The sequence below is a fragment of the Streptomyces deccanensis genome (assembly GCF_022385335.1).
Lineage (GTDB): Bacteria > Actinomycetota > Actinomycetes > Streptomycetales > Streptomycetaceae > Streptomyces > Streptomyces deccanensis.
Genome location: NZ_CP092431.1, coordinates 9239471 through 9261810 on the forward strand (window position 1 = coordinate 9239471; position 22340 = coordinate 9261810).

General features: G+C 73.3%; 17 protein-coding genes and 1 riboswitch. Of the genes, 7 read left to right on the forward strand and 10 right to left on the reverse strand.

Features of this window, described 5'->3' with window-relative positions; translation table 11 throughout:
- Positions 1-26: 26 nt before the first annotated feature.
- From cbiE to L3078_RS40690, 5 genes are all read left to right on the forward strand, one after another.
- Positions 27-1343, forward strand: coding sequence for a precorrin-6y C5,15-methyltransferase (decarboxylating) subunit CbiE (cbiE, locus tag L3078_RS40670; protein ID WP_239759234.1), 1317 nt, complete (start codon positions 27-29; stop codon positions 1341-1343).
- Positions 1340-2089, forward strand: coding sequence for a precorrin-4 C(11)-methyltransferase (cobM, locus tag L3078_RS40675; RefSeq protein WP_239759235.1), 750 nt, complete (start codon positions 1340-1342; stop codon positions 2087-2089). The genes cbiE and cobM overlap by 4 nt, the downstream gene beginning before the upstream one ends.
- Positions 2090-2532: 443 nt before the next feature.
- On the forward strand, positions 2533-3612 hold the full coding sequence (locus L3078_RS40680; RefSeq protein WP_468165439.1) for a FecCD family ABC transporter permease: 1080 nt from the start codon (positions 2533-2535) through the stop codon (positions 3610-3612).
- Between the two features lie 2 nt (positions 3613-3614).
- On the forward strand, positions 3615-4409 hold the full coding sequence (locus L3078_RS40685; protein ID WP_239759236.1) for an ABC transporter ATP-binding protein: 795 nt from the start codon (positions 3615-3617) through the stop codon (positions 4407-4409).
- A 13-nt stretch (positions 4410-4422) separates the two neighbouring features.
- The gene (locus tag L3078_RS40690; protein ID WP_239759237.1) at positions 4423-5433 is read left to right on the forward strand and encodes an ABC transporter substrate-binding protein; all 1011 of its coding nucleotides are present in this window, start codon (positions 4423-4425) and stop codon (positions 5431-5433) included.
- Here L3078_RS40690 and L3078_RS40695 read toward each other — a convergent pair.
- Positions 5430-6581, reverse strand: a complete 1152-nt coding sequence (locus L3078_RS40695; protein ID WP_239759238.1) for a cobalt-precorrin-5B (C(1))-methyltransferase — start codon at positions 6579-6581, stop codon at positions 5430-5432. The genes L3078_RS40690 and L3078_RS40695 overlap by 4 nt on opposite strands.
- Positions 6582-6599: 18 nt before the next feature.
- Between L3078_RS40695 and L3078_RS40700 the strand changes: the two genes are divergently transcribed.
- Positions 6600-7346 carry a cobalt-precorrin-6A reductase gene (locus L3078_RS40700; protein WP_239759239.1) on the forward strand — a complete coding sequence of 249 codons (747 nt, stop codon included), beginning with the start codon at positions 6600-6602 and terminating at the stop codon, positions 7344-7346.
- A 130-nt stretch (positions 7347-7476) separates the two neighbouring features.
- On the opposite strand, the gene L3078_RS40705 is transcribed toward L3078_RS40700, so the two are convergent.
- From L3078_RS40705 to cobG, 3 genes are all read right to left on the reverse strand, one after another.
- Entirely contained in the window at positions 7477-8967 is a 1491-nt protein-coding gene (locus tag L3078_RS40705) for a precorrin-2 C(20)-methyltransferase (RefSeq protein ID WP_239759240.1), read from the reverse strand.
- Positions 8964-9596, reverse strand: coding sequence for a precorrin-8X methylmutase (locus L3078_RS40710; protein WP_239760679.1), 633 nt, complete (start codon positions 9594-9596; stop codon positions 8964-8966). The genes L3078_RS40705 and L3078_RS40710 overlap by 4 nt, the downstream gene beginning before the upstream one ends.
- Positions 9597-9691: 95 nt before the next feature.
- The gene (gene cobG, locus L3078_RS40715; protein ID WP_239760680.1) at positions 9692-11053 is read right to left on the reverse strand and encodes a precorrin-3B synthase; all 1362 of its coding nucleotides are present in this window, start codon (positions 11051-11053) and stop codon (positions 9692-9694) included.
- Positions 11054-11133: 80 nt separating this feature from the next.
- A riboswitch (cobalamin riboswitch) is annotated at positions 11134-11264 on the forward strand.
- Between the two features lie 75 nt (positions 11265-11339).
- Between cobG and cobN the strand changes: the two genes are divergently transcribed.
- The gene (gene cobN, locus L3078_RS40720) at positions 11340-14996 is read left to right on the forward strand and encodes a cobaltochelatase subunit CobN (protein ID WP_239759241.1); all 3657 of its coding nucleotides are present in this window, start codon (positions 11340-11342) and stop codon (positions 14994-14996) included.
- A 54-nt stretch (positions 14997-15050) separates the two neighbouring features.
- Here cobN and L3078_RS40725 read toward each other — a convergent pair whose 3' ends face one another.
- The 6 genes from L3078_RS40725 to L3078_RS40750 form a co-directional block, all read right to left on the reverse strand.
- On the reverse strand, positions 15051-15773 hold the full coding sequence (locus L3078_RS40725; protein WP_239759242.1) for a gamma-glutamyl-gamma-aminobutyrate hydrolase family protein: 723 nt from the start codon (positions 15771-15773) through the stop codon (positions 15051-15053).
- Positions 15770-17260, reverse strand: coding sequence for an aldehyde dehydrogenase (locus L3078_RS40730; protein WP_239759243.1), 1491 nt, complete (start codon positions 17258-17260; stop codon positions 15770-15772). Before L3078_RS40730 ends, L3078_RS40725 begins: the two co-directional genes overlap by 4 nt.
- A 50-nt stretch (positions 17261-17310) precedes the next feature.
- The gene (locus tag L3078_RS40735; protein ID WP_239759244.1) at positions 17311-18768 is read right to left on the reverse strand and encodes an APC family permease; all 1458 of its coding nucleotides are present in this window, start codon (positions 18766-18768) and stop codon (positions 17311-17313) included.
- Positions 18769-19045: 277 nt separating this feature from the next.
- Positions 19046-19891, reverse strand: a complete 846-nt coding sequence (locus tag L3078_RS40740) for a fumarylacetoacetate hydrolase family protein (protein ID WP_239759245.1) — start codon at positions 19889-19891, stop codon at positions 19046-19048.
- The gene (locus tag L3078_RS40745; protein ID WP_239759246.1) at positions 19884-20807 is read right to left on the reverse strand and encodes a 3,4-dihydroxyphenylacetate 2,3-dioxygenase; all 924 of its coding nucleotides are present in this window, start codon (positions 20805-20807) and stop codon (positions 19884-19886) included. The genes L3078_RS40740 and L3078_RS40745 overlap by 8 nt, the downstream gene beginning before the upstream one ends.
- On the reverse strand, positions 20800-22260 hold the full coding sequence (locus L3078_RS40750) for an aldehyde dehydrogenase (protein WP_239759247.1): 1461 nt from the start codon (positions 22258-22260) through the stop codon (positions 20800-20802). Before L3078_RS40750 ends, L3078_RS40745 begins: the two co-directional genes overlap by 8 nt.
- Positions 22261-22340 lie beyond the last annotated feature (80 nt).

A 22340-nucleotide genomic window follows, 5' to 3' on the forward strand; every position in this document is an offset into this window, starting at 1 on the left:
CCCCCGAACCACCGAGGTACCGCGCAGTGACCCCCGCCCCACCAGGACCGCCGTACGCCGTCACCGTCGTCGGGATCGGCGCCGACGGCTGGCCGGGCGTCCCCGACGCCTCCCGGGCGGCCCTGCGCGACGCCGAGGTCCTGATCGGCGGGCCCCGCCAACTCGACCTGCTGCCCCCGGAGTGCGCGGGCGAGCGGATCGCCTGGCCCTCGCCCCTGCGCCCCGCCGTCCCCGCGCTCCTCGCCGCCCACACCGGCCGCCGCATCGCCGTCCTGGCCAGCGGCGACCCCATGTTCTACGGCATCGGCCGGGCCCTCGCCGAGGAGGCCGGCGACCGGCTGCGCGTCCTGCCGCACCCCTCCTCCGTCTCCTACGCCGCCGCCCGCCTCGGCTGGCCGCTGGAGGACACCGAGGTCGTCACCCTCGTCGGCAGACCCACCGCCCGCCTCGCCGCCGCCCTGCACGAGGGCCGCCGGCTCCTCGTGCTCAGCGCGGACGCCGGCACACCCGCCGAGGTCGCCGCCCTGCTTCGCGACCGCGGCTTCGGCCCGAGCCGGCTGCGCGTCCTGGAACAGCTCGGCGGCGAGAAGGAACACACGACCGACGCCACCACCGCCGACGCCTGGACGGCACGGACCGACCCGCCCGGCGACCCCCTCAACATCGTCGCCGTCGAGTGCCGACGAGCCCCCGACGCGCTGCGGCTCGGCGCCGTCCCCGGCCTCCCGGACGAGGCGTACGAGCACGACGGGCAGCTCACCAAGCGGTACGTCCGCGCCGCCACCCTGGCCGCGCTCGCCCCGGCGCCCGGCGAACTGCTCTGGGACGTCGGCGGAGGCTCCGGCTCCATAGCGATCGAATGGATGCGCACGCACCCCTCCTGCCGGGCGGTCACGGTCGAACGCGACCCGGTACGGGCCGACCGCATCACCCGCAACGCCGACCGCCTCGGCGTCCCCGGCCTCCGGGTCGTCACCGGAGCCGCGCCCGCCGCACTGACCGAACTCGCCGCATGCCCCGAACTGCCGCCCCCGGATGCCGTGTTCATCGGCGGCGGCCTCACCGTGCCCGGCCTGCTCGACCGATGCTGGGACGCGCTACCGGTCGGCGGCCGGCTGGTCGCCAACACGGTGACACTGGAGTCCGACGCGGTGCTCGCCGCCGCCCACCGCCGCCACGGCGGCGAACTGATCCGGCTGGCGGTGGCGCAGGCCGTCCCCGTGGGCGGCTTCACCGGCTGGCGGCAGGCGATGCCGGTGACCCAGTGGGCCGTACGGAAGACCACCGGCGACCCCCGCCACATCGGCGACCCCCTCGACACCGCTCCGGGAGCAGACAGATGACCGTGTACTTCATCGGCGCCGGCCCCGGTGCCGCCGACCTGATCACGGTCCGCGGCGCCCGCACCCTCGCCGCCTGCCAGGTCTGCCTGTACGCGGGCAGCCTCGTCCCCCGCGAACTGCTCGCCGAATGCCCGCCGGACGCGCGGCTCGTGGACACCGCGCAGCTCGATCTCGACCGGATCACCGCCGAGTTGGTCCGCGCGCACGAGGAGGGCCACGACGTGGCCCGGCTGCACTCCGGGGACCCCTCCGTGTTCAGCGCGGTCGCCGAGCAGATGCGGCGGCTGGACGCGGCGGGAGTGCCGTACGAGGTGGTGCCGGGGGTACCGGCCTTCGCGGCGGCCGCGGCCGCGCTGAAGCGGGAGCTGACCGTGCCGACGGTCGGGCAGACCGTCATCCTCACGCGGATCGCCCAGCAGGCCACGGCCATGCCGGACGGCGAGGACCTCGCCACGCTCGGGCGCAGTGGGGCGCTGATCGTGCTCCACCTCGCCGCGCGGTACGTCGACCGTGTGGTCGAGGAACTCCTCCCGCACTACGGCGCCGACTGCCCCGCCGCGGTCGTGGCGTATGCCTCGCGGCCCGAGGAGCTGATCATCCGGGGGTCTCTGGACGAGATCGCCGATCAGGTGAAGGCGGCGGGTGTACTGCGTACGGCTGTCATCATGGTCGGCCGCACGTTGGGTGCGCGGCAGTTCCGGGACAGCCACCTGTACTCGTCCGAGCGGGATCGGCACGGGTGTTGAGGGGCGGGTGGGGTGCGTTGTCGGGTGCGGGTGAGTGGGGCTTCTCGCGCAGTTCCCCGCGCCCCTAAAAGACCAGGCCCTGCGGGCCTGAAAGACCACGGCCCTGCGGGCCTGAAAAGCACGGGGCGCAGCCCGTGCTTTTCAGGGGCGCGGGGAACTGCGCGACCAGCCCCCACTCACCCGCACCCGACAACGCACCCCCCATTTGTTACGCTCCCCTCGCCTCCCGCGGGGAAAGTCCGGTGTGAACCCGGCGCTGACCCGCAACGGTGTGTGCGACGGCCGAGACGGCCCCGTCGTGCGAGCCCGATCGCCCGTGGGTGGTGCGACCCGTTGAACGCTCGCCGTGGACTGCGAGAGGGGACCGCACGGCGGGCATGCCGTACGGGCTGCTCCTGACCGACGTCCGACCAGGCGGCCCGAGGTGAAGGACCGCCCCGACCGTGCGCCGCAGCCCCACCCGCAGCCCCACATCCCGCCGAACCCCGAGCCGTACACCCCTGCCCCCGCTCGTCCTCGGCCTCGCGCTCCTCCTCGTGCTGTCACTGATCGCCGGCACGGGCCTCGGCGCCGCCGGCATCGCCTGGCCGGACGTCCTCCGCTTTTTGTGGGCCGGCCTCACCGGCGGCACCGTGCACGCCGCCGACGCCGCCTCGTACACGATCGTCTGGGAGATCCGGCTGCCCCGCGTCGTGCTGGGCGCGACCGTCGGCGCCGGACTCGCGGCCGTCGGCGTGGCCGTCCAGGCGATCGTGCGCAACGCGCTCGGCGACCCGTTCGTGCTGGGGATCTCCTCCGGCGCGGCTGTCGGCGCCAACGCCGTGATCCTGCTCGGCGCGTTCGCCGGCCTCGGCGTCTGGGCACTGTCCGCGTCCGCGTTCCTCTCGGCCCTCGCCGCGATGGCCCTGGTGTACGCGGTGGCCCGCTCACCGCACGGACTGACCCCGCTGCGGCTCGTCCTCACCGGCACGGCACTGGCGTACGGCTTCGAAGCGGTCACCACGGTCATGGTGTTCGGCGCCGCCCGGGGCGAGGCGGCCCGGTCGGCGCTGATGTGGCTGCTGGGCAGTCTCGGCGGGGCGACCTGGACCCAGGTGCCGCTCGTCGCCGTGACCGTCGCGGCGGGCTGGGCGTGGCTGCGGCGGCGGGCCGAGTCGCTCAACGCCCTCGCCATGGGCGACGAGACCTCGGCCGCGCTCGGTGTCCGGCCCGAGCGGCTGCGCCGGGAACTGTTCCTCGTCACCGCCGCCGTGACCGGGACCGTCGTCGCGGTCAGCGGAGCCATCGGCTTCGTCGGACTGATGGTGCCGCACGTCGTACGGATGCTGGTCGGCGCCGACCACCGCCGGGTGCTGGCCGTGGCCCCGCTCGTCGGCGCCGTGCTGCTGGTGTGGGCGGACGTACTGTCCCGGCTGCTGCTCGCCCCCGCCGAACTGCCCGTCGGAGTCATCACCGCCGTGGTGGGCGTGCCCGCCTTCCTGTTGCTGATGCGGCGCGGCGGCTACGCGTTCGGAGGCCGCTGACCATGCGACTCGACATCGAAGGGGTCACCGTCGAGGCCACCGGGGCCCGATTGGTCGACGACATCCGGCTCACCGTCGCGAGCGGCGCGTTCGTCGGACTCGTCGGGCCCAACGGCAGCGGCAAGTCGACGCTGCTGCGCTGTGTGTACCGGGCGCTGCGTCCGGCCGCCGGCGCGGTACGGCTGGACGGCGAGGACGCGCACGCCATGGAGTCCCGGGCCGCCGCCCGGCTGCTGGCCGCGCTGCCGCAGGAGTCGTCCGCGGAGTTCGACTTCACCGTGGCCGAGGTCGTCGCGATGGGCCGGCTGCCGCACCGGGAGCGGACGGCCGCCTCCGACACGGAGATCTGCGCGCGGGCCATGAGCTGCACGGGCGTGGACCATCTCGCCGACCGGGGGTTCCTGGCCCTGTCCGGCGGTGAGAAGCAGCGCGTCCTGCTGGCCCGCGCCCTGGCCCAGCGGCCCCGCGTGCTCGTTCTCGACGAACCCACCAACCATCTCGACATCGCCCACCAGTTGGACGTGCTGTCCCTCGTCCGCGACAGCGGCGTCACCGTGCTCGCCGCCCTGCACGACCTCAACCTCGCCGCCGCGCACTGCGACGTCCTGTATGTGATCGCGGGCGGCCGGATCGTCGCCTCGGGCCCGCCGGACGACGTCCTCCGGCCCGTGCTGCTGGCCGAGGTGTTCGGGGTCCGCGCCCATCCCGTACGCCACCCGGAGACCGGCGCCGTCCAACTCCTGTTCGACCTGCTCCCGGCCGCCCCGCCCACCCCGCTCCCCTCACCCACCACCTGAGGAACCCACGCCCATGCGCAAGCTGCTCGCCGCCGCCCTCTGCCTCGCCGCGACCGTCACCGCCACCGGATGCGGCGCGAACGTCGAATCGGCCGGGGACGCCAAGTCCAGGTCGTCCGACCAGCTGGTCACGCTCACCAACTGCGGCCGGAAGATCACCTTCGACAAGGTCCCCGAACGCGTCGTCACCAACGACGTCGGGATCACCGAGCTGATGTTCGCCCTCGGCCTGGAGGACCGGATGGCGGGGTTCGCCATGCCCGACGACAAGGGCGATCTGAGCGGGGTGCCCTGGAAGGACGGCTACGACAGGGTGAAGTGGCTGTCGAAGGACCAGCTGACCAAGGAGAACGTCCTCGACGCCAGGGCCGACCTCGTCTTCGCCGGCTGGAACTACGGCTTCCGCGAGGACGCCGGCTTCACCCCGGACGCCCTGAAAAAGCTCGGCGTCCCCTCGTACATCCTCACCGAGTCCTGCCGCAACGGCCGGACCGAGACCTCGCGCGGCATCATGCCGCCCCTCGACGCGCTCTACACCGACCTCACCAACCTCGGAAAGCTGTTCGGCGTCGAGCAGCGGGCGGCCACGCTGATCGCCGACTTCAAGAAGCGGATCGCCGACGTCAGGAGCCGGGCACCGGAGAAGAGCCCCAAGGTCTTCCTCTACGACAGCGGCCAGGACCAGCCCTTCACCTCCGGCCGCTACGCCGCCCCCGAGCAGATCATCACCGAGGCCGGCGGCGTCAACGTCATGCACGACGTCGAGGACTCCTGGACCACCGTCGGCTGGGAGAGCGTCGTCCAGCGCGACCCCGACGTCATCGTGATCTGCGACTACGGGGACGTCACCGCCGAACAGAAGAAGAAGTTCCTGCTCTCCTACGCCCCGCTGCGCGACGTCTCCGCGATCAGGCACAAGCGGATCTTCGTCCTCGACTACGTCGACCTGGTCGAGAGCCCCCGCAACCCCTCGGCCGTCGCCCGCCTCGCCGACTACCTGCGGACGGTCACCGCCAAGAGCTAGCGGACCGTACTACGGCCCACCACCGTGCCCGCCCGATCGATGCAGATGACGTCGACCGCGACGGGCGCGCCCCGCAGCACGGCCAGCGCCTCGTCGCGGGCCGTCTCCGCCACCAGGTCGCCGAGCGGCACCCCGGCCGCCGCGCACAACTGGAGCGCGGCGAGCCCGGTGTTGGCACCCGCCACCTCGGCGGCCAGGGCCTCGTCCGCGCCGCCGCGCCGGGCCAGGTCCGCGAGGAAGCCCTTGTCGACCTGGGAGCGGGCGGAGTGCAGGTCGAGATGGCCGGCGGCGAGCTTGGAGAGCTTGGCGAAGCCGCCGCAGATGGTCAGCCGCTCCACCGGGTGGCGGCGCACGTACTTCAGGACCGCGCCCGCGAAGTCGCCCATGTCCAGCAGCGCGTCCTCCGGCAGCGCGTACTCGGCGACGACCGTCCGCTCCGACGTCGACCCCGTGCACCCGGCGACATGCGTGCGCCCGGCCGCCCGTGCCACGTCCACGCCCCGCCGGATGGAGTCGATCCACGCCGAGCAGGAGTACGGGACGACGATCCCGGTGGTGCCGAGGATGGACAGACCGCCGAGGATGCCGAGGCGGGGGTTCCAGGTGGAGCGGGCGATCTCCTCGCCGTGGTCCACCGAGACGGTGATCTCGACGTCGCCGGTACCGCCGTGCCGGGCGGCGACCTCGGCGACGTGGTCCCGCATCATCTGCCGGGGCACCGGGTTCACGGCGGGTTCCCCGACGGGCAGGGGCAGACCAGGACGGGTGATCGTGCCGACCCCGGGGCCCGCCCGGAAGACCACCCCCGACCCGGCGGGCAGCAGCCGTACCGTGGCCCGGACCAGCGCGCCGTGCGTGACGTCCGGGTCGTCACCCGCGTCCTTCACGATCCCCGCCATCGCGCTGTCGCCGGTCAGCTCCTCGGCCGCGAGCGCGAACGCCGGGGTCTGCCCCTTCGGCAGGGTGATCGTCACCGGGTCCGGGAACTCGCCCGTCAGCAGCGCGGTGTACGCGGCCGTCGTGGCCGCCGTCGCGCAGGCACCGGTCGTCCAGCCGTGCCGCAGACCGGTGTGCTTGAGTTGGGCCGCGCGACCGCCCTTCGCCGCGCCGCCGCCCCCGTCGGCACCCTGCTTCTCGTCACCGCTCATGAACGGACCCGGACTCCCATGCACGTACTGATTCTCGGCGGAACCACGGAGGCCCGCCGTCTGGCCGAACTGCTGCACGCCACCCCGGGCGTCCGCCTGACCAGCTCCCTCGCCGGACGGGTCGCCAGCCCCCGGCTGCCCCCGGGCGAGGTCCGCGTCGGCGGCTTCGGCGGGGCCGAGGGACTGGCGGCCTGGCTGCGCGAGCACGGGGTGGACGCGTTCATCGACGCCACGCATCCTTTCGCCGGGACCATGAGTTTCCACGCGGCACGGGCGGCCGCCATGACCCATGTTCCCCTGCTCGCGCTGCGCCGGCCCGGCTGGGTGCCGGCCGCCGGTGACGACTGGCACGACGTCGGTTCACTGGAGGAGGCCGCGCGGTTGCTGCCCACGCTCGGGCGGCGCGTGTTCCTCACCACCGGGCGCATGGGCCTGGCCGCGTTCGCCGCCCTGGACGACCTGTGGTTCCTCGTCCGGTCCGTCGACGCCCCCGAGGCCCCGCACCCGGCCCGGATGGAGGTGCTGCTCGACCGGGGCCCGTTCACCCTCGACGGGGAGCGGGACCTGCTGAGCCGCCACCGCGTCGACGTCGTCGTCACGAAGGACAGCGGGGGAGCGGCGACCGCGCCCAAGCTGACCGCCGCGCGGGAGGCGGGGCTGCCGGTGGTCGTGGTGCGCCGGCCGCCCGTGCCCGACGACGTCCCCGTGGTGACGGACCCGGCGGCGGCGACCCGGTGGGTGCGCGAGCGCCTCCACGCCCACTGACGCCGGTGCGCGGCACGCGCACCGTCCCGCTGACGCCCGTCCGCCGCAGGCGCTCCCGCCCCGCTGACGCCCGCTCGTCGCACGCGCTCCCGCGCCGCTCACGCCCGTCCGCCGCACGCCCTCGTCCCGCTCACGCCTCCGGATACCGGCGCGGCGTCCAGACGATCTCCTCGCCGTCCCCGCGCCGGACCGTCCGGGTCTGCGAGGAGCCGACCAGCAGGATCGTGCGCATGTCGACCTCGGCCGGGTCCAGCTCGGCCAGCCGTACGATCCGTACGCGCTCACCGGAGCCGCCCACGTCCCGCGCGACCACGACCGGCGTGTCCGGTGCCCGGTGTTCGAGGAGCAGCTCGCGCGCCTTGCCCACCTGCCAGGTCCGGCTGTGCGACCCGGGGTTGTAGAGGGCGAGCACCAGGTCCGCCGAGGCCGCCGCGCGCAGCCGCTCGGCGATGACCTCCCACGGCTTGAGCCGGTCGGAGAGGGAGATCGTGGCGTAGTCGTGGCCGAGCGGGGCGCCCGCGCGGGCGGCGGCCGCGTTGGCGGCGGTCACCCCCGGCAGCACCCGCACCGGCACGTCCGCGTACTCCTCCTGCGCGGCGACCTCCAGCACGGCCGTCGCCATGGCGAAGACCCCCGGGTCGCCCCCGGAGACCACCGCGACCCGCCGCCCGCGCCGGGCCAGGTCGAGGGCGAACTCGGCACGCTCCGACTCGACCCGGTTGTCCGAGCCGTGCCGCACCTGACCCGCCCGGCGCGGCACCCGTTCCAGGTACGTGGTGTAGCCGACGAGGTCGTCGGCGGCGGCGAGCGCGCCCCGCGTCTCGGGCGTCAGCCACAGCGGACCGGCGGGCCCGGTCCCCACGACCACGACCTCGCCCCGCTCCCGCGCCTCGGGCCGCTCGACGTCGACCTGGCTGGGCAGCACGGCCACCGAGAAGTACGGCACCGACTCCGGGTCCACGTCCGCCAGTTCGGCGAGCCGCTCCCCGGCCATGGTGGCCCGCTCCACATAGCGGGCCTCACCGAGCCGCCCCGAACTCCCCAGCGCGCTCCGCACCTTGGTGAAGGTGCGCCCCAGCTTCATCACCACGGCCACGTCGGTCGCGGCGAGCCGCGCGGTCAGCTCCTCCTCCGGCAGGGTGCCCGGCAGGATCGTCAGCACCTCCTCGCCCTCGGCGAGCGGGGTGCCGAGCCGGGCCGCCGCCGCCGACACGGACGTGACACCGGGGATCACCTCGGTGTCGTAGCGGTCGACCAGCCGCTTGTGCATGTGCATGTAGGAGCCGTAGAACATCGGGTCGCCCTCGGCGAGGACCGCGACCGTGCGCCCGGCGTCGAGATGTGCCGCGAGCCGGGCCGACGCCTCCGCGTAGAAGTCCTCCATCGCACCCTTGTAACCGCCGGGGTGGTCGGTGGTCTCCGTCGTCAGCGGATACATCAGCCGTTCCTCGATGTGGTCGGCGCGCAGATGCTTCGCCGCGATCGAGCGGGCGATGGAACGGCCGTGCCGGGCGCAGTGATACGCGATCACGTCCGCCTCGGAGATCACCTCGACGGCCCGCACGGTCATCAGGGACGGGTCACCGGGGCCGAGCCCCACCCCGTACAGCTTGCCGCTCACTCTTCCTCACTCGCGATCGCGTTGAGCGCGGCGGCGGCGATGGCGCTCCCGCCGCGACGGCCGCGTACGACGAGGTGCTCCAGGCCCGACGGGTGCTCCGCCAGCGCGTCCTTGGACTCGGCGGCGCCGACGAAGCCGACCGGCACACCGATGACGGCGGCGGGCCGGGGCGCGCCCTCGTCGATCATCTCCAGCAGCCGGAAGAGCGCGGTGGGCGCGTTGCCCACGGCCACCACCGAGCCCTCCAGACGGTCCCGCCACAGCTCCAGCGCGGCGGCGCTGCGCGTGGTGCCCAGCTTCGCCGCCAGCGCGGGGACGGCCGGGTCGGAGAGCGTGCACAGCACGTCGTTGTCGGCGGGCAGCCGCTTGCGGGTCACCCCGCTGGCCACCATCTTGACGTCGGTGAAGATGGGCGCCCCGGCCCGCAGGGCCTCGCGGGCGCGGGCCACCACGTCGGGCGTGTACGTCAAGTCCCGTACCAGGTCGACCATTCCGCAGGCGTGGATCATCCGGACCGCGACCTGGCTGACATCGGCGGGCAGGGCCGCGAGGTCCGCCTCCGCGCGGATGGTGGCGAAGGACTGCCGGTAGATCGCCGGGCCGTCCTTCTCGTAGTCGTAGGTGGTCACGGTGGTCTTCTCGCTGCTCTCGGTCGTCGTACGGGGGGCGTTCGTGCGGGGATCGTGCGTGCGGGTGTCGTTCGTGCGGGTGTCGTTCGTGGTGCTCATGAGGTGATCGCCGTCAGGGCGTCGGCGAGTTGCCCGGGGTCGGCCATGGACGCGGTGCGCGGGGCCTGACCGGGAGCCGTGCGGGACAGCTCGTAGCCGCCGCCCCCCACCGCCACCACGTCGACGTGTTCACCCCGGGGGTGGCCGCAGCGGCGTTCGCAGCCGGACCAGTACAGGGGGAGCCCGGCGCGGCCCGCCGCCTCCAGAGTCTCGGTCGCGTCCGCCCGTACGTCCGCCAGGGACTTGGCGCAGCCGGGGCGTCCGATGCAGGCGCCGACGCGCAGCCAGGGGGAGGCGGGATCGGTGACGAGGCCGGTCACCGAGAGCCGGGCGAGCGCGTCGGTCGCCCGCTCCTCGTCCAGACCCGGTACGGGGACGACGACTCCGCGCCAGGGGGTCAGCCGCAGCTCACGGGAGGAAGCGGTGGCCGCCAGTGCGGTCAACTCCCGCCACTGGAGCGGGGTGAGGCGACCGAGCGGGACGTGTACGGAGAGGGCGTCGCCGACAACTCCCGGCGGCGGGCCGTCGGGTCCGGGGGGCGGGCCGTCGGTCGCGGCCGATGGGCCGTCGGGTCCGGCCGCGGTCGTCCCGCTCCCGTCGCCGACCCGGATCGCGGTGTCGACGCCGACGGCCGTCAGCCGGTTCCGGACCTCGTGGAGCAGCGCGTCCTGGGAGGGGAGTTCGGTCACACGCCAGACCCGCGCCCCGCTCTGCCGCGCCGCCTCCAGGAAGGTCTCGGCGGCGGCGAGCGCGGCCCGGGCCGCGTGCTCACCGGGGACCGACAGGCTCTCGCCGGCCGTCCCCAGGCTCAGCAGCGCGCCGTCGCCCCCGGTCGCCCGGACGGTCACATCGGCGTCCAGCGCGGCCACGTCCCCCCGCCCGTCGTCGAGCGCGAACAGGAACCGGCCCGACAAGCGCCGCGCCGCCTCGCTCGCGCACAGCGCGGTGTCCAGGGCGGTCAGCCAGGGCCGTACGTCGCGCAGACCGCGTCCGTCGAGACCGGACAGGGGCGAGGCGACGATGTTGCGCACCCGCTCGTGCCCGGCGGACGGCAACAGCCCCGCCGCGTCCAGCGCTTCGGCCAGCTCGCCCCCGCAGCCCTCGGGCAGCCCCCGCAGCTGCACATTGCCCCGGGAAGTGAGGTGAAGATCACCGTCCCCGAGCCGTCGCGCCGCCTCGGCGAGCGCCTCGGCCTGGCGGACGGTCAGCACACCACCGGGCACCCGGACCCGGGCCAGTGCCCCGTCGTCCGCCGCATGCAGCCGCAGTGTCCCCGGGCAGGCGTCGCCACGGTCCCGTGTGACCGCTGTGGCCTGGGACGATGAACGCAGGGGAGGCGTGGACATGGCGGCGAGCATACCCACCGGCACATCGGACGTATCCTCCGCCCTTTTGGGGCAGCCTTCCTTTTGAGGCGACCCTTACTATGCTGCTCGGTGGATCATCCGGTCCATCGACGCCACCACGGCGACAGGGGAGGAAGCCCGGTGTGAGTCCGGCGCGGTCCCGCCACTGTGAGCCCGTCCCAGGAGGGTCGGGCGAGTCAGGAACTCCCTTCCCCGTACCCCTCGGCCCGCCCGAGCAGGGGAGACTTTCGATTCGACACCGCCCGGGGCGCGGACCCCGAGGAAGGCCAGCAGCCGCATGCAGCCATCGTCCGGGGAGCGCTCCGCGCAGCCCCGCATCCTGCTCCTGTCGACCTCCGACACCGACCTGCTCAGCGCCCGCGCGGCCGCCGGCCCGGTCCCCTACCGCTTCGCCAACCCCTCGCGCCTCGCGCTGGAGGACCTCCCGGCGCTCCTCGACGGCACCGACCTGGTCGTCGTACGCCTCCTCGGTGGCATCCGCGCCTGGCAGGACGGCCTCGACCTGCTGCTCGCCGACGGCCGCCCGGTCGTCGTCCTCACCGGTGAACAGGCGCCCGACGCCCAGCTGATGGCCGCCTCCACCGTCCCGGTCGGCATCGCCGCCGAGGCCCACGCCTACCTCGCCCACGGCGGCCCCGCCAACCTGGAGCAGCTGGCCCGCTTCCTCTCCGACACGGTCCTGCTCACCGGCCACGGCTTCGACGCGCCCGCGCCCGCGCCCTCCTGGGGCCCACTGGAGCGCACCGCCCGCGACACCGCCGACGGCCCGACCATCGCCGTGCTCTACTACCGGGCCCACCACATGAGCGGCAACACCGCCTTCGTGGGCGCCCTGTGCGAGGCGATCGAGGACAAGGGCGCCCGCGCGCTCCCGCTGTACGTGGCCTCCCTGCGGGCCCCCGAGCCCGAGCTGATCGAGGAACTCCGCGCCGCCGACGCCATCGTCACCACCGTCCTCGCCGCAGGCGGCACCAAGCCCGCCGAGGCGTCGGCCGGCGGCGACGACGAGTCCTGGGACGCTGGCGCCCTCACCGGCCTCGACGTGCCGATCCTCCAGGCCCTGTGCCTGACCGGCTCGCGCGCCGCCTGGGAGGAGAACGACGAGGGCGTGTCCCCGCTCGACGCGGCCAGCCAGATCGCCGTCCCCGAGTTCGACGGCCGCCTGATCACCGTCCCGTTCTCCTTCAAGGAGATCGACGAGGACGGACTCCCGGCCTACGTCGCCGACCCCGAGCGCGCCGCCCGCGTCGCCGGGATCGCCGTACGCCACGCGCGCCTGCGCCACATCGCCAACGCGGACAAGCGCCTCGCGCTCGTCCTCTCCGCCTACCCGACCAAGCACTCCCGCATCGGCAACGCGGTCGGCCTGGACACCCCCGCCAGCGCGGTCGCCCTGCTGCGCCGACTGCGCGGGGAGGGCTACGACTTCGGGACGGACGCCGAGGTGCCGGGTCTGGCCTCCGGCGACGGCGACGAGCTGATCCGCGCGCTGATCGAGGCCGGCGGTCACGACCAGGACTGGCTGACCGAGGAGCAGTTGGCTCGCAACCCGGTCCGGATCCCGGCGGCCGACTACCGCCGCTGGTACGCCGAACTCCCCGAGGAACTGCGCACGTCCGTCGAGGAGCACTGGGGCCCGCCGCCCGGCGAGATGTTCGTCGACCGCAGCGCCAACCCGGAGGGCGACATCGTCCTCGCGGCACTGCGCTTCGGCAACCTGCTGATCCTCATCCAGCCGCCGCGCGGCTTCGGCGAGAACCCGATCGCGATCTACCACGACCCGGACCTCCCGCCCTCCCACCACTACCTGGCCGCCTACCGCTGGATCGCGGCCCGCGCCGAGGACGGCGGCTTCGGCGCCGACGCGATGATCCACCTCGGCAAGCACGGCAACCTGGAGTGGCTCCCCGGCAAGAACGCCGGCCTGTCCGCCGCGTGCGGCCCCGACGCCGCCCTCGGCGACCTGCCGCTGGTCTACCCGTTCCTGGTCAACGACCCGGGCGAGGGCACCCAGGCCAAGCGCCGCGTGCACGCCACCCTCGTCGACCACCTCGTGCCGCCGATGGCCCGCGCCGACTCCTACGGCGACATCGCGCGCCTGGAGCAACTCCTCGACGAGTACGCCCAGATCTCCTCCATGGACCCGGCGAAGCTGCCCGCGATCCGCGCCCAGATCTGGACCCTCATCCAGGCCGCCAAGCTCGACCACGACCTCGGTCTGGACGACCGCCCGGAGGACGACGGCTTCGACGACTTCCTGCTGCACGTCGACGGCTGGCTCTGCGAGGTCAAGGACGCCCAGATCCGCGACGGTCTGCACGTCCTCGGCAACCCCCCGGCGGACGCCGACCGCGTCAACCTCGTCCTCGCCATCCTCCGCGCCCGCCAGATCTGGGGCGGCACCCAGGCCCTGCCCGGCCTGCGCGAGGCCCTCGGCCTCGACGAGTCCGCCGCGACCCGCACGACCGCCGACGAGGCGGAGGACAAGGCCCGCGCGCTGGTGCAGGCGATGGAGGACGCGGGCTGGGACCCGGCCGCCGTCCCCACGGTCGTGGCGGCGAACGTCCCCGCCGAGCGCGGTGAACAGGTCGCCGCCATCCTGGAGTTCGCCGCCCGCGAGGTCGTGCCCCGGCTCGCGGCGACCACCGCCGAACTCGGCCACACCGTCCACGCCCTGAACGGCGGCTTCGTCCCCGCCGGCCCCTCGGGCTCCCCGCTCCGGGGCCTGGTCAACGTCCTGCCGACCGGCCGGAACTTCTACTCCGTCGACCCCAAGGCCGTCCCCTCCCGCCTCGCCTGGGAGACCGGCCAGGCCCTCGCCGACTCGCTGCTGGAGCGCTACCGCGCCGACAACGGCGAATGGCCCACGTCGGTCGGGCTGTCGCTGTGGGGGACGAGCGCGATGCGCACGGCCGGCGACGACGTGGCGGAGGCGCTGGCCCTGCTCGGCGTCCGCCCCGTCTGGGACGACGCCTCGCGCCGCGTGACCGGCCTGGAGGCCGTCCCGGCCGAGGAGTTGGGCCGTCCCCGGGTCGATGTCACCCTGCGCATCTCGGGCTTCTTCCGTGACGCGTTCCCGCACACCATCGGGCTGCTCGACGACGCCGTACGCCTCGCCGCGTCGCTCGACGAGCCGGCCGAGGTCAACCACGTCCGCGCCCACGTCCAGGCGGACCTCGCCGAGCACGGCGACGAACGCCGGGCCACCACCCGGATCTTCGGCTCCCGACCCGGTACGTACGGCGCGGGCCTGCTCCAGCTGATCGACTCCCGGGACTGGCGCACCGACGCCGACCTCGCCGAGGTCTACACGGTCTGGGGCGGCTACGCCTACGGCCGGGAGCTGGACGGCCGTCCGGCCCGCGAGGAGATGGAGACCGCCTACAAGCGGATCGAGGTGGCCGCGAAGAACACCGACACCCGCGAGCACGACATCGCCGACTCCGACGACTACTTCCAGTACCACGGAGGCATGGTGGCCACCGTCCGCGCGCTGCGCGGCACGGCCCCCGAGGCGTACATCGGCGACTCCACCCGGCCCGAGACGGTCCGCACCCGCACCCTCGTCGAGGAGACGTCCAGGGTCTTCCGGGCCCGCGTCGTCAACCCCAAGTGGATCGAGGCGATGCGCCGCCACGGCTACAAGGGCGCCTTCGAACTCGCCGCCACCGTCGACTACCTGTTCGGCTACGACGCCACCACCGGTGTGATCGCCGACTGGATGTACGACAAGCTCACCGAGACGTACGTCCTGGACGAGACCAACCGCGAGTTCCTGCAGCAGGCCAACCCCTGGGCGCTGCACGGCATCGCCGAGCGGCTGCTCGAGGCGGAGTCGCGCGGGATGTGGGAGAAGCCCGACCCGGCGGTGCTGGAGGGGCTGCGCCAGGTGTACCTGGAGACCGAGGGCGACCTGGAGGGCGGCGACAGCTGACGACGGGCGGGGGTGCGGGGCCTCGCGCCTCCCCGCACCCCCGCTCGCGCGCGTTCAGCACCGGTCCCCGGCGGCCCGTACGAGGGCGTCGAACAGGCCCTGCTGCGCGGGGTCCTCGTGAGCGGTGTCCTCGGGGTGCCACTGCACGGCGGTGAACCAGCCGGGGGAGCCGGGGAGTTCCAGCCCCTCCACCGTGCCGTCGGCGGCGCGGGCGGTGACCTCCAGTCCCTCGCCCAGCCGGTCCACCCGCTGGTGGTGGTAGCAGGACGCCTCCACCTTCTGCGCGCCGGTGGCCCGCTCCAGCAGGGTGCCGCGTCGGATCGCCACCGGGTGCACGAGGTGGCGGTGTTCGTGTTCCGGGCCGCCCATGTCCTGCTCCAGGGTGCCGCCGAGGGCTACGTCGACGACCTGGAGGCCCCGGCAGACCGCCAGCAGCGGGATGCCCGAATCCAGGGCGGCGCGGGCGACTTCGAGGTCGAAGGCGTCCTGCACATCGTCGACGTCGTAGACGCTGGCGTGGGTGTCGGTGGCGCCGTAGCGGTACGGGGCGAGGTCGCCGCCGCCCGGGAGGAGGACCCCGTCGAAGCGGGCGAGACGCGCGGCCGCGTCGCCGTCGGGCGCCGGGTGGATGCTCGCGGGTTCACCGCCCGCCCGCCACACGGCCTCGATCAGCGCGCGGGCGTTGACCTCGGCGGCGTACCGCAGCGCGGAGGTCGTGGCGGCGAAACGGGCGGGTACCGCGATCAGTGGTCGGGGCCGGCCCGTGGGTCGGGTCACAACTGGATCCAGGTCGTCTTCAGCTCGGTGTACTTCTCCAAGGCGTGGGCGGACTTGTCGCGTCCGTTGCCCGACTGCTTCATCCCGCCGAACGGGACGGTCAGATCGCCCTCCTCGTAGCAGTTGACCCACACCGTGCCGGCCTTCAGCGCGCGCGAGACCCGGTGGGCGGTGGACAGGTCGGAGGTCCACAGGCCGGCGGCGAGGCCGTACTCGGTGGCGTTGGCGAGTCTCACGGCCTCGTCGAGGTCGTCGAAGGTGAGCACGGACAGGACGGGGCCGAAGATCTCCTCGCGGGCCAGCCGCATCCCGGGGTCCACCCGGTCGAAGACGGTCGGCTCCAGGTAGCTGCCTCCGGTCTCGGCGTGGGCCCGGGAGCCGCCAACGCGCAGGCGGGCGCCCTCGGTCAGACCGCCGGCGATGTGGTCCCGTACGCGCTCCAGGTGGGCCTCGCCGACCAGGGCGCCCATCTCGGTGGCCGGGTCGAGCGGGTCGCCGACGCGCAGTTCCCGGGCGCGGGCCACGATCGCCTCGGTGACGCGTTCGGCGACGGAGGAGTGCACCAGGAGCCGGGAGGGCGCGGTGCACATCTCGCCCTGGTTGAAGAAGATGCCCCAGGCGGCGGTGGCGGCGGCCTTCTCCAGGTCGGGGGCGTCGGGCAGGATGATGTTCGGCGACTTGCCGCCCAGCTCCAGCCAGACGCGTTTGAGGTTGGAGTCGGCGGCGTAGCGCAGGAAGTGCCGGCCGACCGCCGTGGACCCGGTGAACGCCAGCACGTCCACGCCGGGGTGGAGCCCGAGAGCGCGTCCGGCCGTCGGTCCGTCACCGGTGACGACGTTGAGGACGCCCGGCGGCAGTCCCGCCTCGGTGGCGATCCGACCGAGCAGCAGGGCGGACAGCGGGGAGTTCTCGGACGGCTTCAGGACCACCGTGCAGCCGGCCGCCAGCGCCGGGGCGACCTTCCAACTCGCCAGTGTGAGAGGGAAGTTCCACGGCACCACCGCGCCCACGACACCGGCGGGCTCCCGGGTGACCAGGGCCAGGGCGTCGGGGGCGGTGTGGGGCGACTCGTCGGTGAGTTTGTCGGCCAGCTGCCCGTACCAGCGGAACGTGTTGATCGCGGCCCGCAGTTCGATGTCGTGGGCCTCCGTGTACGGCTTGCCCATCTCCAGGGTGATGGTCAGGGCGAGCTTCTCCCGCTGCTCTTCGAGGAGTTCGGCGACGCGGAGGAGGACGCGGCCCCGGTCGGCGGGGGCCAGGCGGGGCCACGGACCGGAGTCGAAGGCCCGGCGGGCGGCGGTCACGGCGAGGTCGACCTCGGCGCTGCCGGCGTCGGCGACCTCGACGAGAACCTGCCCGTCTCGGGGTGACACGACGGCGAAGGAGGCGCCCCCGCCCGGCTCGTCCACCCCGTCGATGTGGTGCCGGCCGGGCAGCTCCAGTTCCTTGGCGCGACGGAGCAGGGTGTCGTGGGCGGGGGCGGGCATCGGCTCTCCTCTTCTTGACCTTGTGTGGGCGGGTGTGACGGCTGCGGCGGTCAGTCCGTGGCGGTCCGGGCGCCCCGGGTCAGCCGTGCCACGACGAGCCCCAGGACCAACACCGCCGGAACGGTCAGCTGGAGCCATACGGCGGTGGTCTCGTCGCCGCCGATGAGCGTGGTGAAGTTCTCGATGATCAGCCAGATCGCCCCGGCGATGCCGAGCGCGCCGAGGACCGGTGCGATCAGGGTGTTCCAGGGCCGGGTGTCGGCACGGGAGCGGCGGAAGAAGACGACCACGGAGACGGAGGTCAGGAGGTACAGCAGCATCATCGCGAGGACGGCCACACCGCTGAACCAGGAGAACAGCGTCAGCACGGGGTCCTTGCCCAGCAGGGCGAACGGTAGGACCAGGCCCGCCGCGATCACGGTCTGGACGATGCCGGCCGCCCAGGGGGAGTGGCGCCCGTTCAGCGAGGTCAGCCCGCGCGGCAGCAGGCCCTCGCGGCCCAGGGAGAACAGATAGCGGTTGGCGGAGTTGTGGAACGCCAGGATGCCGGCGAACAGCGAGGTGGCCAGCAGTACGGGCAGCACGTCGCCGGTCCAGGCGCCGAACTCCGCCGCGATGGGTGCGAAGACCCAGCCCGCGGCGTCGCCGCCCTCCAGCGCCTTGCCCGCCTCGGCCGTCGCCCGGGACGCGCCGTGCGCGGAGACCAGCATCCACGAGGTGAAGGCGAAGAAACCGGTGACCACCGCGACCGACAGATAGGTGGCGCGCGGGACGGTCCTCCTGGGCTCCCGGGCCTCCTCGCCGTAGATGGCGGTCGCCTCGAAACCGAACATCGACGCCACGGCGAACATCAGCGCCACACCGGGAGCACCCTGGAGCGCCGCGTCCGGCGAGAAGCTGTCGGCGAAGCCCAGCCCCTCGGGGCCGCCGCCCTTGACGAAGGTGACGACGGCGAAGGCGATCAGGACGCTGAACTCCGCCAGGACGAACACGGCCAGGACCTTGGCGCCCATCTCGATCCCGGCGGCGCCGAGGACCTGGACCACCACCATCGTGACCAGCGCCCACACCCACCAGGCGATGTGCACCTCGGTGTAGTGCTCGACGAGGCCGCTCACCGTGGCGCCGTAGAGCCCGTACATCGCGGCCTGGATGGCGCAGTAGGCGAAGAGCGCGACGCCGGCGCTGCCGGAGCCGGCCGAGCGGCCCAGCCCCTTGCCGATGTACGTGTAGAAGGCGCCGGCGTCCACGACGTGGCGGCCCATGGCGACGAAGCCGATGGAGAACAGCAGGATCACGACGCCGGCCGCGAGGTACGCGGCGGGGACGCCGGCCCCGTTGCCGATGACGACGGCGATGGGGACGGCTCCGGCGATGCCGGTCAGCGGGGCCTGGGCGGAAAGGACGAAGAAGAGGATGCCCAGGACGCCGAGGGAATCGGGCTTGAGCCTGCCTGCGGTGGATGGTTCCTGTGAGCTGTGCGGGGCGACCGCCGTCTGACTGTCCACTCGGATCACCTGTCGGGGACGGGGAGGATGGGTTCGTTTAGGCCCAAACGAGTTGCCTCATCGTGGGCTCGCCCTATCCGTTTGGCAAGGGGGTCGGGGGAAGATTTTCGGCCGGTGCGACAGGCGTGCGCGGGAACGCCGGAAGGCCCCGGACGTCGGACGCCCGGGGTCATGACCTGGGGCTCGTCGAGGACGAGCGGCTGCGGGACGAGACCGTCGAGTGCGCCGGAGACCAGCCGGGTGCGTGGCCGTCGGCTCCTCGGGACCCGTCGCGACGTCACCGCCGGGGCGGCCGGATGCCGCGGAACTCCCAGTCGCCGCCGAGCGCGGTGGACAGGACCTCCTCGGACTCGGTGGGCTGCGCGCCGACGTCGGTGCGCACGGCGGTGGGCCCGGTCACGATGTGGTTGGTGAGTCGGCCGAGACCCTCCACCTCCACCTCGACGACATCACCGGGCCGCACGGGCCGGGAGTTGGCCGGGGTGCCGGACAGCAGCACGTCACCCGGATACAGCGTGATGGTGCGGGCGATGTCGGCGACGAGGTAGTGCATGTCCCATTTCATCTCGTCGGTCGAGCCGTCCTGGACGACCTCGCCGTTGACGTACGTCCGCAGCCGCTTGCCGTGGAAGTCCCAGTCGGTGACCAGGCCGGGGCCGAGGGGGCAGAGGGTGTCGGACCCCTTCACCCGCAGCATCGAACCGGCGTCGGTGTCACGGAAGTCGTGCAGGCCGTAGTCGTTGGCGATCGTGTAGCCGGCGATGTACGCGCCCGCCTCGGCCGGTGCGATGTTCCTCGCCGTTCTCCCGATGACGATGGCGACCTCGCCCTCGTAGTTGAGCCACTTGCAGCCCTCGGGGCGGACGATCGCGCCCCTGTGGGAGTTGAGGGACGAGGTCGGCTTGTGGAAGTACGTGGGCGTGTCGGGAAGTTCGATCCGGAACTCGTCGACGCGGCTGCGGTGGTTGAGGTGGACGGCGACCACCTTCGACGGCACGACCGGCGGCAGATGGTGCGCCTCCTCGGTCTTGACGCGACGGCCGTCCCCGGCGACGAGTTCGTCCCCGTCGACGGTGACCTGGACGGCGGCGCCGTCGAGGAGGATGCGGCGGTACTCAGGCATGGGTGGGCTCCGTGGTGGTCGTAGGGATGCCGCCGGTCCAGCCGTCGGCGGGGCGGTCGAACCAGAGGTGGACCTGACCGGTACCGACGGAGTTCTCGTACTCCCCGTACTGCCGGGCCCTGGCGACACAGGCCCGCTCGCCCAGCGCGCCCGCCATCATCAGGTAGTGGAAGAACTTGGCCTCGGGCTTGAACTTCCAGAACTCGTCCATGGTGTCGAGGACCTTGTCGTGCCGGCCCTCCTTGAACCAGGCGATCCGCTCCTCGTCGGCCGCGCGGGCCTCCGGGGTGAAAATGTGGACCGGATCGCTGGCCTCGTGGTCGCGCAGCTCGCGCAGCGGCCAGAAGGTGTGCGACAGGGCACCCGAGGCGATGACCAGCACCCGTCGCCCGGGGGTGGCGGCGATGCCGTCGGCGAGCGCGCGCCCCAGCCGCAGATGGTCCTCCATGTCCCCGGTCTGGCAGACCCCGATGGTCACCCACCGCTTGTCGGGCAGCCCCTCGCCCAGGAACTTCCAGAGGTTGATCGTGGCGTAGTAGATGGGCAGGTACTCGTCCTCGATCGCGGTGATCCACGTGCCGTGCTTGTCCGCGAACTTCTCGATGTTGAGGGCGAGTTCGGGGTCGCCGGGGAAGTCGTAGGGCATCCGGCACATCCCGCGCGGCAGCTCCTCGGAGGTGAAGAGGCCGGCGCGGCGCGCCTGTGCGGCGACGACGAACTCGACGGTGGTCGCCCAGTGCGAGTCGAGGACGACGACGGTGTCGTAGTCGTCACGGTCGAAGACGTCCCGGCGCAGCTCCCGCAGGCCGGTGACGAGGGTGATCTCCTTGCCCTCGTTGAGCTCCAGCCGGTCGGCCTCCGGCAGGACGATGGTGGGGACGTGGGCTAGGAGACCCGCCCCGACGATCTCACCCATGGCTGTTCCATCCGTTCGGTGCGGTGACGGTGTTCTTCAGGTCGCAGTAGAAGTCGAAGCTCCAGGTGCCGCCCTCCCGGCCGACCCCGGACTGACGGGAGCCGCCGAAGGGCGCCTGGAGGTCGCGTACGAAGAAGCAGTTCACCCACACCGTTCCCGCGACCAGCCGTTCGGTGACCCGTGCGGCGCGCTCGGGGTCACCGGTGGCGAGGGTGGCGGCCAGCCCGAAGCGGGTGTCGTTGGCGAGCCGGACGGCCTCCTCCTCGTCGGTGAAGGTCTGCAGGGTCAGCACCGGCCCGAAGACCTCCTCCTGCACGATCTCCGAGTCCTGGGCGACATCGGTGAGCAGCGTGGGCGCGTAGTACTGGCCCTCGCCCGGGTGCCCGCCGATGACCACCCGGGCCCCCGCCGCGACGGCCCGCCGCACGAACCCGTCGATCTTCTCCAGCTGCCGGGGGTGGATGTTCGGCCCGATGTCGGTGGACTCGTCCCGGGGGTCGCCCTGGCGCAGGGCGCCGGCCCGCTCCACGAACCGCCGGGTGAACTCCTCGGCGACCGACTCCTCGACGAGGAACCGGGTCGCGGCCAGGCAGACCTGCCCGGCGTTGTCGTACTGCTCCACCGCGAGGTCCACCGCCAGGTCCAGATCGGCGTCAGCGAACACCAACAGCGGTGACTTGCCGCCCAGTTCGAGGCTGAGCGGGGTGAGGTTCGGTGCCGCCGACGCGGCGATCCGCCGGGCCGTCGGTACCGATCCGGTGAAGCTGATCCGCCGGACGTCCGGGTGCGAGGTGAGCGCGTCGCCGATCTCCGAGCCGTACCCCTGGACGACGTTGAGCACCCCGGCGGGCAGCCCCGCCTCGGCGGAGATGTCCGCCAGCAGCGACGCGGTGAGCGGGGTCCACTCGGCCGGCTTCAGGATGACCGTGTTGCCGGCGGCCAGGGCCGGGGCGACCTTCCAGGTGGCCAGCATCAGCGGCGCGTTCCACGGTGTGATCAGCACGGACGGCCCGGCCGGGTCCCAGCTCACGTGGTTGGTGTGCCCGCGGGTCTCGAAGTCCTCGTGCTCCAGCGTCAGCAGCCAGTCGGCGAAGAACCGGAAGTTGTGCGCCACCCGGGGCATGACGCCGCGCCGGTGGGAGCGCAACAGCGCCCCGTTGTCGTGCGTCTCGACGATCGCCAGCTCTTCGAGCCGCTTCTCGACCCCGTCGGCGATGGCGTGCAGGACGCGGGCGCGCTCGGCGCGGGAGGTGGCGGCCCAGTCGGGGAACGCCTCCCGGGCGGCGGCGACAGCGGCCTCGACCTCCGCCGCACCACCGCGAGCGATCTCGCCGAGCACCTGCCCGTCGATGGGCGAGACATCGGTGAAGGTCTCGGCAGAGCCGACCCGCCGCCCACCGATCCAGTGCCGGGTGTCGACGGAAACGCCGGCGACGGTGATTTTGTGATCCATGACAGAGGGTGCCTTTCTAGCGGAGGTGACTGCGCCTACTCAGGGGCGCGGGGCTGTATCGATGTGCGGCTCCGCCGCGT

Coding starts and splice junctions, on each gene's coding strand:
- cobM (WP_239759235.1), top strand. CDS start 1,340: ATGACCGTGTACTTCATCGGCGCCGGCCCCGGTGCCGCCGACCTGATC.
- L3078_RS40685 (WP_239759236.1), top strand. CDS start 3,615: ATGCGACTCGACATCGAAGGGGTCACCGTCGAGGCCACCGGGGCCCGA.
- L3078_RS40690 (WP_239759237.1), top strand. CDS start 4,423: ATGCGCAAGCTGCTCGCCGCCGCCCTCTGCCTCGCCGCGACCGTCACC.
- L3078_RS40695 (WP_239759238.1), bottom strand. CDS start 6,581: ATGAGCGGTGACGAGAAGCAGGGTGCCGACGGGGGCGGCGGCGCGGCG.
- L3078_RS40700 (WP_239759239.1), top strand. CDS start 6,600: ATGCACGTACTGATTCTCGGCGGAACCACGGAGGCCCGCCGTCTGGCC.
- cobG (WP_239760680.1), bottom strand. CDS start 11,053: ATGCTCGCCGCCATGTCCACGCCTCCCCTGCGTTCATCGTCCCAGGCC.
- cobN (WP_239759241.1), top strand. CDS start 11,340: ATGCAGCCATCGTCCGGGGAGCGCTCCGCGCAGCCCCGCATCCTGCTC.
- L3078_RS40730 (WP_239759243.1), bottom strand. CDS start 17,260: ATGCCCGCCCCCGCCCACGACACCCTGCTCCGTCGCGCCAAGGAACTG.
- L3078_RS40740 (WP_239759245.1), bottom strand. CDS start 19,891: ATGCCTGAGTACCGCCGCATCCTCCTCGACGGCGCCGCCGTCCAGGTC.
- L3078_RS40745 (WP_239759246.1), bottom strand. CDS start 20,807: ATGGGTGAGATCGTCGGGGCGGGTCTCCTAGCCCACGTCCCCACCATC.
- L3078_RS40750 (WP_239759247.1), bottom strand. CDS start 22,260: ATGGATCACAAAATCACCGTCGCCGGCGTTTCCGTCGACACCCGGCAC.